This window comes from Alkalicoccus saliphilus, from assembly GCF_003044065.1.
Lineage (GTDB): Bacteria > Bacillota > Bacilli > Bacillales > Salisediminibacteriaceae > Alkalicoccus > Alkalicoccus saliphilus.
This window is the reverse complement of record NZ_PZJJ01000028.1, coordinates 1-17,196: the sequence shown is the minus strand read 5'-3', so window position 1 is coordinate 17,196 and position 17,196 is coordinate 1. Positions and strand designations below refer to the sequence as shown.

Genomic DNA, 17,196 nt, shown 5'->3' with positions numbered 1-17,196 from the left:
GTGTGGGAATGATATAATTTTTTCGTATCGACCGTTTATTTCAATCCTATATAATAGGGGAATAGTGGCAGAAGTTTTTGCTTTTTTAAAAAAACAAATATGAAAGAGAGGTTTACAATATGGCAGAAACGACGGTTAACGTTTCTACGGAAGAAAAGAAACGGGTCAACCCGCAGATGGAAAACTTTAAAAATGTCTGGCGTAAACTCCGGCAGAATTATCTCGCCATGGCAGGCGGTATTCTTATCGTCCTGTTTATGATCATAGCAATTATCGGCCCATGGATAACAACAGGGGACCCTCTGGCTCCAAACGTCGCGGACAGGCTGGAAGGGCCTTCAAGTCAGTACTGGTTTGGAACAGACCACCACGGCCGTGATATTTTCACCCGGATTATTCACGGAATGTCCATTACACTCTACATAGGCTTTCTTTCCGTGTTCGTCGGGATGATTTTCGGGGTTGTATTTGGAATTGTATCCGGCTACTACGGAGGACGGATTGACGCAGTTATCATGAGAACGATGGACGTTCTTCTCGCTTTCCCTGGTATTCTACTTGCTCTTGGTATCGTAGCTGTACTCGGTGGAAGCATCAATAACGTTATTATCGCGATTTCGATATTCTCGATACCGGTATTTGCCCGTATCGTACGCGGTTCAACTTTATCTGTCAGAAAATTAGAATATGTTGACGCTGTCCGTGCTCTTGGGGCGTCGGATTTCCGCATTATTTTCCGTCACATTCTTCCGAATATTATGTCACCAATCATCGTACAGGCAACACTCCGCATTGCGACAGCCGTACTGACCGCTAGTGGACTGTCCTTCCTTGGCCTTGGTGCGCAGCCGCCGACGCCGGAATGGGGAGCCATGCTTGCTGCCGGACGAAACTACATGTGGGAACATCCGCACATTGCCCTTTTCCCTGGTCTTGCTATCGTACTTGTCGTCCTTGCCTTCAACCTGTTTGGTGACGGCGTACGTGACGCCCTGGACCCTAAACTAAAATCTTAACAGTAAGAGAGGTGAAGCCTTTTGTTTATCTATACAGTACGACGTTTGATACAGACTATCCCGGTTATGATCGGGGTAACTCTCGTCGTTTTCCTTATGATGCACCTGATTCCAGGTGACCCGGCCCAGATTATTGCCGGTGAAAGTGCCAACGAACAGCAGGTTGAGCAGACCCGTGAGCGTCTTGGGCTGAATGATCCACTTCCTGTTCAGTACGGAACGTTCGTCGGTAATGCCGTGACTGGTGACCTCGGAAACTCCATCCGGAGCGGCCGCGCCGTTACGGATGAGATCGGTGCAAGATTCTGGGTAACAGTCGAACTGGCCTTTTACAGTACACTTCTAAGCATCTTTATCGGCCTGATTGCCGGGATTGTTTCTGCAACACGCCGTAATTCACCGCTTGACATGATTATTATGATTACTGCTTTATTCGGTCTATCCATGCCGAACTTCTGGCTTGGCCTGATGCTTATTCAGTATTTTGCACTGAATATTGAATGGCTCCCGGTTTCCGGCTGGGGCACACCGCAGTCGATTATCCTGCCGGTTATTACCCTCGGTACTGCCGGTGCAGCGATCATCGCCCGGATGACACGTTCCAGCATGCTGGAGGTTATCCACCAGGATTACATCCGTACCGCCCGTGCCAAAGGGGTAAAAGAGCGCTACGTCGTTTACAAGCACGCCCTTCGTAACGCGTTAATCCCGGTTGTCACTGTTGTCGGACTTCAGTTTGGTGTTCTTCTAGGAGGTGCGGTGCTGACAGAAACCGTTTTTGCGATTAACGGCCTAGGCCGCCTCGTCGTGGAAGCCATCGGACAGCGGGACTTCCCGATTGTTCAAGGTGCAGTACTGATCCTTGCCTTGATGTTCGTATTCGTAAACTTTATTGTTGATATTTCCTACCGCTTCCTTAACAAGCGGATTGATCTTGATTAATACTACTATTCCAACAAAGAAAGGTGGGAGACCTGTTGGATAACCTTAAAGATAATGACACGAAAACAATTATTAAAGTAGATGACCTGCAGACATCGTTTTTTACCCATAAAGGAGAAGTTAAGGCGGTAGACGGCGTTCATTTTGACGTCCCTGCCGGAAAAACTCTCGGTATCGTAGGAGAGTCCGGTTCCGGCAAAAGCATTACCGCCCTCTCCATCATGCGGCTGATTGAAGCCCCAGGCCGTGTTAAAGGCGGGTCGATTACTTTTAACGGGGAAGATCTTCTGGCTAAATCGGAAGCAGAAATGCGCCGGATCCGCGGGAATAAGATCTCCATGATATTCCAGGAACCGATGACTTCCCTCAACCCGGTATATACGATCGGTGACCAGATCGCTGAATCCTATCAGATCCACCAGGGACTCTCGAAAAAACAGGCGCTTGAAAAAGCTCTCGGCATGCTCGAACTCGTAGGTATTCCTTCACCGAAAGCCCGGCTGAAAGCTTATCCGCACGAACTTTCCGGGGGAATGCGCCAGCGTGCAATGATTGCCATCGCGCTTGCGTGTAACCCGGAACTTCTCATCGCTGATGAGCCGACAACCGCTCTCGATGTAACGATCCAGGCGCAGATTCTCGGCCTGGTCAACGATCTGCAGAAAGATCTCGGCATGTCGATGCTTCTTATTACGCACGACCTCGGTGTCGTAGCAGAAACGTGCGATTACGTCGCTGTTATGTACGCCGGTAAAATTGTCGAATATGCTGATGTGAACACGCTGTTTGCCAATCCGAAACACCCTTATACAGTCGGCCTTCTGAAGTCCCTCCCCCGCCACGATATCGACCAGGAAGAACTGGAAGTTATCCGCGGGATGGTGCCAAGACCGGACGACCTGCCGAATGGCTGCCGGTTTGCTCCGCGCTGCCCGTTCGCCCGAGAAATGTGCGTAGAAAGACTTCCTGACCTTGAAGATCAGGGAGACGGAAATCAAGTCCGCTGCTGGATTCATACCGATCAGTGGGACGGCCCGGAGGTGAATGTCAGAGATGACTACGGATATTCTGAAAGTACGCAATCTTAAACAGTATTTCCCGATCAAAGGAGGAATCCTCGGCCGTAAAGTAAACGACGTTAAAGCGGTCGATGACATTTCTTTTGAAGTAAAAGAAGGAGAAACGCTCAGCATCGTTGGGGAATCAGGCTGCGGAAAGTCAACGACCGGCCGCGCCATCCTCCGCCTCGATGAGCCGACAGAAGGCGAAGTCGATTTTCAGGGACAGGATCTTCTTGCTCTCAGTAAAAAGGACATGCGCCGTAAACGCAAAGACCTGCAGATTATATTTCAGGACCCTTACGCCTCCATCAATCCCCGCCAGACCGTACGCCAGATTCTGAGCGAAGCGATGGAAATACAGGACGTGCTTCCGAAAGATAAACGGGAAGCACGCATCAAAGAGCTGATGAAAACCGTCGGCCTCGGGGAGCACCAGATCGACCGTTTCCCTCACGAATTCAGCGGCGGACAGCGTCAGCGTATCGGTATTGCCCGCGCGCTTTCTGTGGATCCGAAAATGATTATCTGTGACGAGTCAGTTTCCGCACTCGACGTGTCCATTCAGGCTCAGGTGCTGAACCTGCTTAAAAAGCTGCAGCGTGACTACAACCTGACGTATTTGTTTATCTCACATGACCTCGGAGTTGTGCGCCATATCTCCGACCGTGTACTTGTGATGTATCTCGGAAAAATCGTAGAGATTGCTGATAAGAAGTCGCTCTTCGACAATCCGAAGCATCCGTACACAAAAACGCTTCTTTCTGCAATTCCGGTGCCGGATCCAACGAAGAAAAAAGAGCAGATCGTACTGAAAGGGGACGTTCCCTCCCCGATCGATCCGCCGACCGGCTGCCGCTTCCATACACGCTGTCCGTTTGCTACCGATAAGTGTGTAGAAGAAGACCCGGAACTCCGTAACAATGATTCACTTATGCAGGACGGCCACCGCGCCGCATGCCACTACATTGAGGAAATTGAATCCGGTGAAATGAAGCCGAATTATTAATAACTTGCAGCCCCCGTCTTTGGACGGGGGTTTTTAATTTCTTCGTTCTCGTTCTGTTTTTAGGGAGGGTTGAGTTCCGGGTTGATTAATCGGAAGACTGTACTGATTAATTCACCTTCCAGGACGGTATATAATGATTAAAGCAGACTCCATAATGATTAATAACATCCTTAATGACAAATGCCCCGCCTATAATGATTAATCGAGTTCCGATAAAGATTATTCCACCTTCTATAATGATTAATCATGACTGTGAAACAACTGCTCCTCCTCAAAAAAAGTCCGGTACAAAAAAAGAAGCGGCGCCCAGCTTTCGGCACCGCTTCTCTTTTCTTCTATACCGGCTTATTGAAACGTGGAAGCCAGCTTTTCCGCTTCCTGCTTTGCTTTTTCCAGCCGTCCGGCTGCTTCGTCCGGATAGGTGCTCGTTCCTTCCACATAAATGTGTTCGTATGTCTTTATCCCTGTGAGCTGGAAAATTGTTCGCAAATAGCTGTCTCCGTGTTCAAAAGAAGCCAGCTTTCCTTCGGAATAAATACCACCGCGCGACTGGAGATGGAGAATTCTTGTATTTTGCAGCAGGCCCTCGATGCCTTTTTCCCCAAACCGGAACGTTTTATCCGGAAGAATTAAATGGTCGATATAAGCTTTGACCGGGGACGGCACCCCCATGTTCCAGAGCGGAGTAACGAAAACGACCTGGTCGTACCGTAGAAATTCCTCTACGTATTTATTTGTTACTTCTGTCGTACTCGTCCGCTCCCAGGCGCTTAAAGCTTCTCCTTCGAGAGGAGGAACATTTTCCTTGAATAAGTCGAGACGTTTTATTTCTGCTTCCGGATGAAGCTCCTGATAGGATTTTAGAAAGTGCTCTCCAAGCTGCAGACTGAACGACTCGGAGGTTTTTTTCGGGTTGGCAGTAACATACAAAAGGCTCATCGTTTCCTCCTTATTTCTTCGGCTCAAAATACAGGTGATAATGCAGCGCACATCCCGGATTAAAGGCGGAGCGACAGGAAGGACAGCGGCTGGAAGACGTTAAATATCCGCTGATCGTCAGTTCTGTTCCGCATGCTCCGCACAGCACAGCTTTTTCTTCCCGGTACTCTGCAGGCCACGGTTTAAAAGGTTTTCCCGTAATTTCTTCGTGGCACTTATAGCAGGGATAGTATTCCCTGCAGCAGAAGCATTTTAAAGCAATACGGTCTGTTTCCTGATGATAATGGCTGCATCTCGTTTCTTCATCCTCTGCGCCGTATACTTGTTTTCCATATATGTTCACACGACTCACTCCCTGCTCTTAGGAAATACTTTCGACATACTTTCCTCCTGCCCCTTCCTTTTTCCCCGAAAAAATCATTCGTGCTATAATGGACAAGTTATATTTAGAGGAGAGTGAAATCATGTCAGAAAAACGATGCAGAGATTCACGAGTCATTAAAACGGGACGCGTGTTCCCGCAGGACACAAATAATCACGATACCCTTTTCGGGGGAAAGCTGATGCGTGATATTGACGATACAGCTTCTATTTCCGCTTCCCGGCACTGCCGGAAAGAATGCGTCACAGCTTCCATGGACTCGGTGGACTTTCTTTACCCGATACGCCAGACAGATTCAGTCTGTCTCGAGTCCCACGTTTCTTCCACTGGGAAAAGTTCGATGGAAGTTTTTGTAAAAGTCATTGCAGAAGATCTGCTTACCGGTGACAGAAGGCTCGCTGCTACAAGCTTTTTAACGTTTGTTGCTTTAAAAGAGGACGGAAAGCCGGCTGAAGTCCCATCGGTCCTCCCGGAATCAAAGGAAGAAACATACCTTTTCAATACAGCCCCTGAACGGCGTGCGGTCCGTAAAGAAGGACGAAAGCAGAGTAAAGAACTCGCAGACATACTAACGGATCTCAAGCCCTGGGATCAGGACTACTAAAAATAAAAACGCCGTGGCAGTTTTGCCGCGGCGTTTTTTATTCAGAGGCCTGTCTCTGAAGCAGGCTGTTTAATAGTACCGAGTGATCTGATATGTCTTCTGCTGCTTCTTCGTTTAAATCTACTGATATTTCTGTTTCATTAAGCTCCTCTTCCGCTGTTCCCGTATTCATCATCGGCAGAACAAAGTTTACAAGAATGAGAAGCAGAGTTACAGCAAAAAGGGCTGTAAGAATATATTTTAAAACATTGGATTTTTGTTTTGCGGTGGTCATGCTTTTCCTCCTTTATTTCTTTCCTTTCTTCTTATGCCCCCTGAAAACGAAATTTAAACATGAAACTTTTCCTTTCTCTTCCATCAAAGCATCAAAAAGAGACCGCCTCATCGTATGAGACGGTCCCTTTCTTTATTATTATTTAACACCGGTGTCTATCTTAAGGCAGCTGCGTTCCGCCCATTAAGTAGCGGTCACATTCACGTGCTGCACCCCGCCCTTCATTAATAGCCCAAACGATCAGACTCTGGCCGCGGCGCATGTCGCCTGCAGCGAAAACACCATCGACATTTGTACGGAAATCATCGTACATTGCTCTGACTGTGGAGTTCGTTTTTGTTTCCACATTCAGCTGTTCCAGGAGTCCCTGCTCCGGTCCTTTAAAACCGATAGCTACAAGTACGAGATCCACCTGCCATACTTTTTCCGATCCTGGAATTTCTTCGCGGATCTTGTTTCCTTCTTCGTCAAAGCGAAGGGAGACGTTGACAGTATGGACTTCCTTTACCTGACCGTTTTCATCTCCGACAAATTTCTTTGTCATGACGGCATAGGCACGAGGGTCATCACCGAATACAGATTCCGCTTCCTTCTGTCCGTATTCCACCCGGTGAATAACCGGATACTGCGGCCACGGATTTGCAAGCATGTCACGCTCTGTACCTTTTTTATCGTAAATATCAAACTGGACAAGGCTCTTACAGTTATGACGTACAGAAGTAGCGATACAGTCCGTACCGGTATCTCCTCCACCAATTACAAGAACATTTTTGTCCTCAGCGGAAATATAGCTTCCGTCTTCGAGATTTGAATCGAGAAGGCTCTTCGTATTGGCATGGAGGAAATCCATCGCATAATGAATGCCTTTCAAATCCGTGTTTTCTGCCGGCACGTCCCGGTGTATTGTAGCGCCGCCGCAGAGAATAGTCGAATCAAATTCGCTCCTCAGCTGCTCGGAAGTAATATCTTTTCCTACTTCTGTGTTAGTGAAGAATTCGATACCTTCCTGTTCCAGGATGTTGATTCGGCGCTGAACGATAGAATAAGGCAGTTTCATTTCGGGAATACCATACGTCAGCAGGCCGCCGAGACGGTCATGACGCTCAAATACCGAGACGCTGTGTCCCGCTTTGTTCAGCTGGTCTGCTGCGGCAAGTCCTGCCGGACCGGATCCGACAACCGCTACGCGCTTTCCTGTACGCTGCTTCGGAGGGTTTGGCTGCACCCATCCTTCGGCAAAACCTTTTTCAATAATTGATTTTTCTACGGAACGGATAGCAACCGGCGGCTCGTTAATGCCGAGTACACACGCGCCTTCACACGGTGCCGGACAGGCAAATCCGGTAAATTCCGGGAAGTTGTTCATTTCATGCTCTTTTTCCAGGGCAGCTTTCCACTGTCCCCGGTAAACCATGTCATTCCATTCCGGAATAAGATGATACACCGGACATCCTGTCGTTACTCCGTCCAGTTCCATTCCCGTGTGGCAGGTAGGGACACCGCAGTCCATGCAGCGGGCCCCCTGCTTCCGGGCTTCCTCGTCTGACATCGGGAGCGAATACTCGTCCCAGTCCTTCGTCCGTTCAGAAGGGTCACGCTCGGGTATTGTCACTCGAGTGTACTCCATAAATCCTGTAGGCTTTCCCATCGTTGCCCCCTCCTTCATTTCACTTTTTTCGGGACGGCTTCTCCCGGTATTTATGATAAAAACACATCACTTTTGACAGTGCTGAAAGGTCAGCTCCGCTTTTCTTTGTCCAGCTGCAGAGAGCTGGGACTGGACCGCTTCCCTTGCCCCGCTTACGATAAGTCAACCAGTAAAAAGGAATACGCTTTTCACGGTTTCCTTTATCTCGCAGGGCGCAGTCCACCGGCTGCGTCCCAAGACGCTCTCTTCCGCTTTTCTATTTCGCTGCGACTTTTGGTTTTTTGCTGTCTTCGAAGGCTGCCATTTCGGCGTCGAAGCGGCTCAGTCCCTGTTCCAGATGGTACTGGATGCGCTCCTGCATGACGAGGTAGTCCTGTGGAATAACTTTGATGAAGCGGGTGACGTATGTCTCCCAGTTATTCAGGATACGCTGGCCTTTACGGCTGAGCGTATGCTCGACGTGGTTTTCGATCATCTGGCGCAGCTCTTCTATTTCCTGCTTGTCTTCAAGTGACTGCAGATGGACAAGTTCTTTGTTGCACTTGTTGGAGAAAGAAGTTTTCTCGTCGAAGATGTAAGCAGTTCCTCCGGACATTCCTGCCGCAAAGTTCCGGCCTGTTTCTCCAAGAACGACTACTTTTCCGCCTGTCATATATTCACATCCATGGTCTCCGATGCCTTCTACAACAACGTTTGCTCCGCTGTTACGGACACAGAATCTTTCCCCGGCGTGACCGCTGATATAGGCTTCTCCTCCGGATGCTCCGTAGAAAGCCACGTTACCGACGATAATATTTTCCGACCAGTCAAACGTTGATTTGCGGGACGGACGGGCGATAATTCTGCCTCCGGAAAGTCCCTTACCGATAAAGTCGTTGGCGTCACCGACGAGTTTCAGTGTCATACCAGGTGGAATGAACGCACCGAAGCTCTGACCGGCAGAACCTTTAAACGTCAGCCGGATTGTATTGTCCGGAAGACCTTCCAGTCCATAACGGCGGGTAACTTCACTTCCAAGGATCGTACCGACTACGCGGTGGATGTTTCTTACAGAAGACGTTCCTTTGACCGGTGTTCCATTCTCCAGTGCCTCTTCACAGAAAGGAAGCAGCTCCTGATAGTCCAGCGACTTTTCGAGAGCGTGATCCTGCTTTCTGCTCGCGTAAGCTGTCTGTCCGGATTTCACTTCCGGCTGGTACAGCAGCTGGCTCAAATCCAGATGCTTTCCTTTCCAGTGGTCTACGTCTTCTTTTACTTTCAGGACATCTGTACGTCCGACCATTTCGTTGATTGTACGGAAACCGAGCTCTGCCATCAGTTCGCGGGTTTCCTGAGCAACAAATCGCATGAAGTTCTCCACGTGGTCTGCAGTACCGATAAACTTTTTGCGAAGTTCCGGATTCTGCGTAGCCACACCTACCGGGCACGTATCAAGATGACATACGCGCATCATAATACAGCCGAGAACAACGAGAGGCGCTGTGGAAAAGCCATACTCTTCTGCACCGAGAAGTGTCGCCACTACGACGTCGCGTCCTGTCATCATCTTGCCGTCTGTTTCGACGACGATACGGTCGCGCAGCCCGTTCAGCAGAAGTGTCTGATGTGTTTCTGCAAGACCTATTTCCCATGGCAGTCCGGCATGTTTCAGACTTGTTCTCGGAGCGGCGCCTGTTCCGCCGTCGTACCCGCTGATCAGAACGAGATCCGCACGCCCTTTAGCTACACCGGCTGCGATTGTACCGACACCGCCGGAAGAAACAAGCTTCACCGAGATACGTGCTTTCGGGTTGGCGTTTTTCAAGTTATGAATAAGTTCTGCCAGGTCCTCAATCGAATAAATATCGTGGTGAGGAGGAGGAGAGATCAGTTCCACACCAGGCGTGGAGCCGCGCACTTCTGCAATCCACGGGTACACTTTCTTACCTGGGAGGTGTCCCCCTTCACCAGGCTTCGCTCCCTGGGCCACTTTAATCTGGATTTCATCCGCATTCACGAGATAATGACTTTTCACCCCGAAGCGTCCGGAAGCCACCTGCTTAATGGAGCTGCGTCGGGAGTCTCCGTTTTCGTCCGGCGTGAAACGGTCAGGGAACTCCCCGCCTTCCCCGCTGTTACTGCTGCCGCCGAGACGGTTCATCGCAATAGCGAGAGCTTCGTGCGCTTCTGCACTGATCGCCCCGAGAGACATCGCTCCTGTTTTAAAGCGTTTCACGATCGCCTCCACCGACTCCACTTCTTCAATCGGAACGGCATTGCGGTCTTTAAAGGAAATCAGGCCGCGCAGAGACTGAAGATTGTTTTTCTCGTCTGTAATCAATCGGGAATATTCCTTAAAGGCTTCATAGTTATTGGAACGGGTGGAGTGCTGCAGAAGGTGGATCGTTTTCGGATTATACTGATGATCCTCCCCGTTCTGGCGGTACTGGAATTCGTCCCCGATTTCCAGACGCTTTTCCTTGCCCCGTTCTTCTTCAAAGGCCGGTACGTGGCGGAGAAGCACTTCTTCTGCCATCGTATCGAGACCGATACCGTCGAGCTTGGACGATGTCCGTGTGAAATGACGGTCAATAACTTCCCTTGATATACCTACAGCTTCAAAAATCTGTGCACCGCGGTAACTTTGAATCGTGGAAATCCCCATTTTCGACATTACTTTCATAATACCGTCTGTAACCGAATCAATATACTGGTAGACGAGCTGATGCGTAGTGTAGGCCGGATCGAGCTCCCCGCGGTCTCTCAGCTGCTGCAGAGAGGCATAGGCAAGATACGGGTTGATCGCTTCTGCTCCGTAACCGAGGAGGGAAGCAAAATGGTGCACTTCCCGGGCTTCGGCAGTTTCTACAAGCAGACTCACACGCGTCCGTCTTCCTTCCCGGATAAGATGGTGGTGCAGAGCAGATACAGCAAGCAGTGCAGGAATAGGCGCTTTATCTTTGTTTACGCCGCGGTCTGACAGAATGAGCAGAACGCTCCCGTTCTCCATTGCTTCATCTGCTTCAGCAAACAGCCGCTCCAGGGCAGGCTCCAGTCCTTCACTGCCTTCTGATGCGTTAAACAGAATCGGAAGCGTGGCTGCTTTAAAACCGTCAAGGTCCTGACGCCGCAGAGTTTCCAGCTGTTCATTGCTCAGCACCGGCTTTTTCAGACGGATATGCTTACAGCTTTTCGCATCCGGATTAACAAGACTTCCTTCAGCTCCGATTGTCGTGCTGAACTGAGTAACGATTTCTTCCCGGATCGCGTCGATTGCCGGATTCGTTACCTGGGCAAAAAGCTGTTTGAAATAGTTATATAAAAGCTGCGGTTTTTTCGAAAGAACTGCCAGCGGGGAATCGTATCCCATGGAGCCGACCGGATCTTTTTTACTTGCTACAAGCGGTTTTAAAATTTTGTTCATTTCCTCATTCGTATAACCGAAAGCAAGCTGCTTTTCCACGAGATTTTCCTGGTCATCCGGGAGCTTATCTTCTACCTTTGGAATTTCGTCCAGGTCAAGCATATGCTCGTCAATCCACTGACGATACGGCTTTTCTCTCGCAATTTCCATTTTGATTTCTTCGTCTGGAATAATTTTCCCTTTTTCCAGATCAAGCAGAAGCATTTTACCCGGGTGCAGACGCTCTTTGTAGAGGATATCGTCCGCAAAAATGTCCAGTGCCCCCACTTCGGAGCCTAGAACGAGCTGGCCGCTTTTCGTTACGTAGTAACGTGCAGGACGCAGACCGTTCCGGTCCAGAATAGCTCCTACGTGACGCCCATCGGTGAATCCGATCGCTGCCGGTCCGTCCCATGGCTCCATGAGCGTGCTGTGGTACTCATAGAAGTCGCGCTTTTCCGGTTTGATGGAATCATCGTTTGCCCACGGCTCCGGAATCATCATCATGGCCGTATGAGCGAGAGATCGCCCGGAAAGATGAAGAAATTCAAATCCGTTATCAAACATGGAGGAATCACTGCCGTTTTTATCAATTACCGGCATTAGTTTGTCCATATCTTCCTTATCGAAGTATTCGGACTGGCACATTTTTTCGCGCGCCTTCATCCAGTTCATGTTTCCACGGATCGTATTAAATTCCCCGTTATGGATCGTATAGCGGTTCGGGTGTGCCCGCTTCCAGCTCGGGAAGGTATTTGTACTGAAACGGGAGTGGACGAATGCCACAGCTGATTTGAAATCAGGGTGGTTCAGATCAATGTAAAAGGAATCAAGCTGCTCTGGGATAAGCATGCCTTTATAAACGATAGTACGGGTCGACAGGCTGCACACATAAAAATCCTGACTGTTCAGGGATTTTGCAATCTCGATCTCCGTCCGTTTACGGATCACGTAAAGACGACGTTCCAGTTCATCCTGGTTTTTAGACTCTCCGCTTGGGCGGACAATGACCTGGCGGATAAACGGTTCTGTTTTCTTTGCTTCATCTCCGACAAACGAGTCGTTGACAGGCACCGTCCGCCAGCCGAGAATAGACAGGCCTTCTTCTTCGATAATACGTTCGAAGATTTTCCGGCTTGCTTTACGCTCCTTCTGGTCCTGAGGGAAGAAAACCATGCCAATACCATAGTGGCCCTCTTCCGGGATCGTAATATCTTCCTTATGAAACTGCTTTTGGAAAAACCGGTGCGGAATCTGTGTGAGAATCCCCGCCCCATCCCCTGAACTGACGTCCGCTGACTGGCCTCCGCGGTGTTCAAGGTTACAAAGAATAGTGATGGCATTCTGAACGATATCATGGGTTTTTGTACCGTTGATATTCGCAATCATCCCTATCCCGCAGGCTTCATGCTCCTCTCTTGGGTCATAAAGTCCCTGAGCAGCAGGATATCCGTGTTTCATCATGATAACGTCCCTCCTTAATTTTTCGAAATATGAACAAATGAAAAAACATACATCCTCTTCGGAATATTTAATCATTTCTTCACATTTTTATACACTCTTACTCAACCTGCATAAAGGAAATTTTTGTAAGAGGCAGAAGTGAAAAATTCTGAAATTGAAGAATTTTTCTTTTATATCATTGAATAATACCATCTTTTCGGCGATTTACAAAGCCAAATATTGACACTTATCGGTTATTGTCAGACTATAACCGTTTACAAACCCTTGTGGTGCAAGGATTTTCGCCCGTCGAAGCTTCGTTGGATTTTCTAACATTTGCCCGAATTTTACCCATTAATAAAGCCGCTGCTGCCGTGTTTCTTCATATTTAAAAGCCTGGGGGAAATGTGTATAAAAGTTAGAACATAAAGATCATTTTCCATTAAAAGGTATTAAAGTATTTAAAAGGTTTTTTAAACATTCTTCATGCACAAACTTGTCTATTTTTTTGTATCCGCTTACATATTCATAATATGCATCTTTCGAGTGCAGAAACTTATTAAAAGCACGTTCTATCTGAACAAGGACATTTTCATTCCTCCTGGTGCAGTGATTCTGCATGAACCTTTCTGTTAAAGCTCCGGATTGTTTTTGAACGTCGCCTGCTGCTTCTATTTCTCCAAGAATTAGACGGTTAATGTTTACTCAGCGGTTATAAAGGTAAATTTTAGTTATAACAGGAGGGATAGAATATGAAGGATCTCTTATATATTGACGGTATGTGGACAGGCAGCAGTCTCGAAAAAACTGCAGTGACAAATCCCGGTTCAGGGGAAACGATCGGGCACATTCCGAAAGGTGGAAGTGCGGAAGCCCGTCAGGCAGTGGATGCCGCTTCTTCAGCTTTAAACGAGTGGAAGAATAAAACCGCCCAGGAGAGAGCCGGTTATCTCCGGGAAGTATTCCGGCTGATGAATGAACGATCAGAAGAAATTGCCGAGATCATGACAAAAGAAAACGGCAAAACAATTACCGATTCCAGACAGGAAACAGCCTATGCGGCTTCGTTTCTCGACTGGTTTGCCGATGAAGCCAAGCGCGTTTACGGACGCACGATTCCCGGCAAGCATTCTGAACACCGTATTGAAGTGATGAAACAGCCGGTCGGAGTCGTAGCTGCCATTACCCCATGGAATTTTCCGGCGGCTATGATTACAAGGAAACTGGCTCCGGCACTCGCTGCCGGCTGCACGTTTATTATTAAGCCCGCAACAGCCACCCCTTTCACAGCGATGAAAATTATTGAACTCTGTGAAGAAGCAGGTATTCCAAAAGGAGTCGTTAACCTGCTCACTGGCAGCGCCTCGGACATTACGAAAGTGTTTATGAACGACAGCCGTGTGCGGAAAGTATCCTTCACCGGCTCCACCGAAGTAGGGAAAAAGCTGATTGAGCAGAGTGCTCATCAGGTGAAAAAGCTTTCTCTCGAACTCGGCGGCCATGCTCCACTGCTCGTTTTTAATGACGCGGATCTTGATACAGCCGTCCGGGAAGCTTTACGAGCCAAGTTCCGGAATGGAGGCCAGTCCTGCATTGCAGCGAACCGCCTTTACGTTCAAAGCGGAGTTTACGCGGAATTCGTGGAGCGCTTTTCGGAAGCAGCCGGAAAAATGAGTGCCGGCAACGGTTTTGAAGAAAAGCATGATATCGGTGCCGTCATCGATCAGGACGGCTACGACAAAGTGAAGCTCCACGTGGAGGATGCCGAGCAGAAAGGCGGCACCATCACTGCCGGCGGAAATGGCACAGATGAAAACGGTGCTTTTTTCTATCAGCCTACTGTCATTAAAGATGCCTCTGAAGATATGCTCATTATGCAGGAGGAAACATTCGGCCCTGCTGCACCGATTCAGAAGTTCGAAACGTTTGATGAAGGAATTAAGCTGGCCAATGACACCGTCTACGGCCTTGCTTCCTACATCTTTACGGACAATGTAAAAACAGGAACAAAAGCAGCTGAAGCTCTCGATTTCGGCGTTGTCGGCTGGAATGAAGGTGTCCCGTCCACCGCCCAGGCACCGTTCGGCGGAATGAAAGAATCCGGGTTCGGCCGGGAAGGCGGCGCGGAAGGTATAGAAGATTTTCTGGAAGTAAAATATGTAGCGAAAAATATCGGCGGGTAATTTTTCTCTACGGCGGATGTTTGACATTATTTGTCAGACATCCGCTTTTTCTGCTTTCCCCGCCCCACTCTTTAGTTCGTGCGCCGGATTCTGACCCACGGACGGCCGTTTTCCCACGTAATATGAAGAGGCACCTGGAAAACCTGTTCCAGATTTTTTTCGGTAAGTACCTCCTCTTTTTTCCCGGAAGCCGTAATCGATCCTTCCTTCAGCAGCACAGCATGGGTCACCGGTGGAATAATTTCTTCCAGATGGTGGCTGACGTAAATAACGGTCGGGCCGCTGCTTCCCATCATTTCTTCAAGCGTATTAAGCAGTTCCTCCCTGGCATAAAGATCGAGCCCGGAGCACGGTTCGTCCAGGATCATAAGACGGGGATCTGCCATCCATGCCCTTGCAAGTATGGTCTTCTTTCTCCCTGGGAAAAATGGGCAAGAGGTTCATCCTCCAAATGAGCAATACGGAATTTAGCGAGCAGTTCCCGGGCTTTTTCCACATCCGCTTCAGTAACCGGTTCATAAAGGCCGATGGATGCGTGCCTTCCGCTCAGGACAATATCAAGTGCAGAGGCCTGAATATGTCCTTCGTACTGCTGCTCCACCGCCTGGCTGACCCAGCCGATCTGTTTTTTCACGTCCGGCATATACGTTTTCCCGTAACGATTCCCGAGAATATCAACAGGGCCGCTTCCGGCTTTCGGCCACATGGAGCCTGCAATAACTTTCAGCAGTGTCGTTTTTCCTGATCCGTTCAGACCGAGCACACCCCAGTGCTCCCCTTTATGTATTTCCCAGTTAACATTTTTTACGAGTTTTTTCCCGCTTCGCTGCACGGTAACATCCTGCAGAGAGATAATTTTTTCTGTCAACGGCCCCACTCCTTTTTCTTTTTATCTTACCCTATGTATTTTGTATAGAAAAGTGACAGGAAAAAAGCTTTATTTTTCAATAGATCAAGTTATCTTCTTTCAATTCTGTGATTTTTTATGCAATTAGCGGTAAAATGAAAAAAGCATTGTCCGGGAAGAGGTTGTTTTACTCATGCATATTTTTATTCAGGTTGTCCTGCCCGTACTTCTGATCTTCGGGGCGGGATTCGCCATTCAGAAGTGGAAGAAGGTTGATATTAAACCGGTCTCCGTTGTAGCTCTCTACGTAGCGACACCGGCGCTCGTTTTTCAGACGTTTCACGAAGCAGAAATCGACGGTCAGTATCTGCTGATGGTTGTCTTTGCGTTTGCTCTTTTATTTTCTCTCATTCTTTTCAACAAAATTCTGGCAAAAGCTTTCGGTAAATCGGAGAAGAAAGAAAGCGGATGGATTCTTTCCACGGCCTTTATGAATGCCGGAAACTACGGCGCACCGATTATTTTATTTGCCTACGGACAGGAAGGTTTCGCCTACGCCGTATCCTTTATGGTTCTGCAGTCGATTATCATGAACGTTTTCGGTGTTTACTATGCAGCAAAAGGTTATGCAGGAGCACGTTACGCATTAAAAAGTATTTTAAGCATGCCGGTGACTTATGCGCTCCTTCTTGCTGTCTTTTTTCAAATGATGCCTTTTTCCATGCCGGAAAACCTGATGGGGAGCATTGATATCGTCGCCGCTTCCGCCATCCCGCTCGTTATGATTATTCTAGGTATGCAGCTCGCCAACATGGAGCTCGGACATTTCGACTGGCCGTCGGTTTCCTACGGCGTCACAGTACGGCTTTTTGTTTCTCCGTTTATAGCCTACGTACTGACTGTTATACTGCCGGTCGATCCGCTTCTTGCGAAAGTGCTGATCGTATCTGCGGCTATGCCGTCTGCTGCCACGATCGTTATGATGGCCGTACAGTTTGATAACCAGCCGAAATATGTGTCGAGTGTGACGCTCGTTTCGACCCTGTTAAGCGTCATCACCATTACCGTCCTGCTGACGATTCTTAACTGAGGAATACGGGTAGGCTGAACAAATGCCGCTGAAAGCGCGAAAATGCTTTCAGCGGTTTTTTTGATTCTGCGCCGGCTTCAGAGACTGAGCGTTTTAAAGACCAGGCAAAAAGAACTTCCTGAAGATTAATCGGGGATTTATAATGATTAATTCGTCGTTGTACGGATCTTATAAAGATTAAAAGCTGCCTGTAATGATTAATAACCTTCTTAATGACAAAACGTCCGGCTATAATGATTAAACCGATCTCATTAACTCTCCGGCCCCCTAATTCCTTTGGACAAAGTAAGACCAGTTCCTTATACTAAGTAAAACCAAAGGAGGTGAACCGGGATGGGGGATAAAGAAGGAGCGATCGAAGAACTCAAAAAGAAATATG

General features: G+C 48.4%; 14 protein-coding genes. 7 read left to right on the top strand and 7 right to left on the bottom strand.

What is annotated here, in order from left to right:
* Positions 1-119 precede the first annotated feature (119 nt).
* The 4 genes from C6Y45_RS13835 to C6Y45_RS13820 are packed head-to-tail and all read left to right on the top strand — an operon-like array spanning position 120 to position 4,025.
* The gene (locus C6Y45_RS13835; RefSeq protein ID WP_107585827.1) at positions 120-1,016 is read left to right on the top strand and encodes an ABC transporter permease; all 897 of its coding nucleotides are present in this window, start codon (positions 120-122) and stop codon (positions 1,014-1,016) included.
* Positions 1,017-1,037: 21 nt separating this feature from the next.
* Entirely contained in the window at positions 1,038-1,958 is a 921-nt protein-coding gene (gene nikB, locus C6Y45_RS13830) for a nickel ABC transporter permease (RefSeq protein WP_107585826.1), read from the top strand.
* A gap of 35 nt (positions 1,959-1,993) precedes the next feature.
* The gene (locus C6Y45_RS13825; RefSeq protein ID WP_107585825.1) at positions 1,994-3,046 is read left to right on the top strand and encodes an ABC transporter ATP-binding protein; all 1,053 of its coding nucleotides are present in this window, start codon (positions 1,994-1,996) and stop codon (positions 3,044-3,046) included.
* Entirely contained in the window at positions 3,012-4,025 is a 1,014-nt protein-coding gene (locus C6Y45_RS13820) for an ABC transporter ATP-binding protein (RefSeq protein WP_107585824.1), read from the top strand. The genes C6Y45_RS13825 and C6Y45_RS13820 overlap by 35 nt, the downstream gene beginning before the upstream one ends.
* 345 nt (positions 4,026-4,370) lie before the next feature.
* Here C6Y45_RS13820 and C6Y45_RS13815 read toward each other — a convergent pair whose 3' ends face one another.
* Together C6Y45_RS13815 and C6Y45_RS13810 are read right to left on the bottom strand one after the other, a co-directional pair.
* On the bottom strand, positions 4,371-4,964 hold the full coding sequence (locus C6Y45_RS13815) for an FMN-dependent NADH-azoreductase (RefSeq protein WP_107585823.1): 594 nt from the start codon (positions 4,962-4,964) through the stop codon (positions 4,371-4,373).
* Positions 4,965-4,974: 10 nt separating this feature from the next.
* Complete coding sequence (locus C6Y45_RS13810; protein ID WP_107585822.1) at positions 4,975-5,307, bottom strand: CHY zinc finger protein; 333 nt, start codon at positions 5,305-5,307, stop codon at positions 4,975-4,977.
* Between the two features lie 121 nt (positions 5,308-5,428).
* Here C6Y45_RS13810 and C6Y45_RS13805 point away from each other — a divergent pair, with 121 nt between their 5' ends.
* Complete coding sequence (locus C6Y45_RS13805; protein ID WP_107585821.1) at positions 5,429-5,950, top strand: acyl-CoA thioesterase; 522 nt, start codon at positions 5,429-5,431, stop codon at positions 5,948-5,950.
* A gap of 37 nt (positions 5,951-5,987) precedes the next feature.
* Here the strand turns inward: C6Y45_RS13805 and C6Y45_RS13800 are convergent, their stop codons facing one another.
* The 3 genes from C6Y45_RS13800 to gltB all read right to left on the bottom strand — a co-directional run bounded on the left by C6Y45_RS13800 (position 5,988) and on the right by gltB (position 12,718).
* Positions 5,988-6,224, bottom strand: coding sequence for a hypothetical protein (locus tag C6Y45_RS13800; RefSeq protein ID WP_107585820.1), 237 nt, complete (start codon positions 6,222-6,224; stop codon positions 5,988-5,990).
* A gap of 160 nt (positions 6,225-6,384) precedes the next feature.
* A complete protein-coding gene (locus C6Y45_RS13795) occupies positions 6,385-7,872 on the bottom strand; it encodes a glutamate synthase subunit beta (protein WP_107585819.1) in 1,488 nt (495 codons plus the stop codon).
* 256 nt (positions 7,873-8,128) lie between these two features.
* On the bottom strand, positions 8,129-12,718 hold the full coding sequence (gltB, locus tag C6Y45_RS13785; RefSeq protein WP_107585817.1) for a glutamate synthase large subunit: 4,590 nt from the start codon (positions 12,716-12,718) through the stop codon (positions 8,129-8,131).
* 731 nt (positions 12,719-13,449) lie between these two features.
* On the opposite strand from gltB, the gene C6Y45_RS13775 reads away from it, so the two are divergent.
* A complete protein-coding gene (locus C6Y45_RS13775; protein WP_107585815.1) occupies positions 13,450-14,880 on the top strand; it encodes an NAD-dependent succinate-semialdehyde dehydrogenase in 1,431 nt (476 codons plus the stop codon).
* A 71-nt stretch (positions 14,881-14,951) separates the two neighbouring features.
* Here C6Y45_RS13775 and C6Y45_RS17980 read toward each other — a convergent pair whose 3' ends face one another.
* Together C6Y45_RS17980 and C6Y45_RS17975 are read right to left on the bottom strand one after the other, a co-directional pair.
* Complete coding sequence (locus C6Y45_RS17980) at positions 14,952-15,266, bottom strand: ATP-binding cassette domain-containing protein (protein ID WP_245922665.1); 315 nt, start codon at positions 15,264-15,266, stop codon at positions 14,952-14,954.
* Positions 15,245-15,748 carry an ATP-binding cassette domain-containing protein gene (locus tag C6Y45_RS17975; protein ID WP_245922664.1) on the bottom strand — a complete coding sequence of 168 codons (504 nt, stop codon included), beginning with the start codon at positions 15,746-15,748 and terminating at the stop codon, positions 15,245-15,247. Before C6Y45_RS17975 ends, C6Y45_RS17980 begins: the two co-directional genes overlap by 22 nt.
* 172 nt (positions 15,749-15,920) lie before the next feature.
* On the opposite strand from C6Y45_RS17975, the gene C6Y45_RS13765 reads away from it, so the two are divergent.
* Entirely contained in the window at positions 15,921-16,817 is an 897-nt protein-coding gene (locus C6Y45_RS13765) for an AEC family transporter (protein ID WP_107585814.1), read from the top strand.
* The last annotated feature ends 379 nt before the right edge of the window (positions 16,818-17,196 follow it).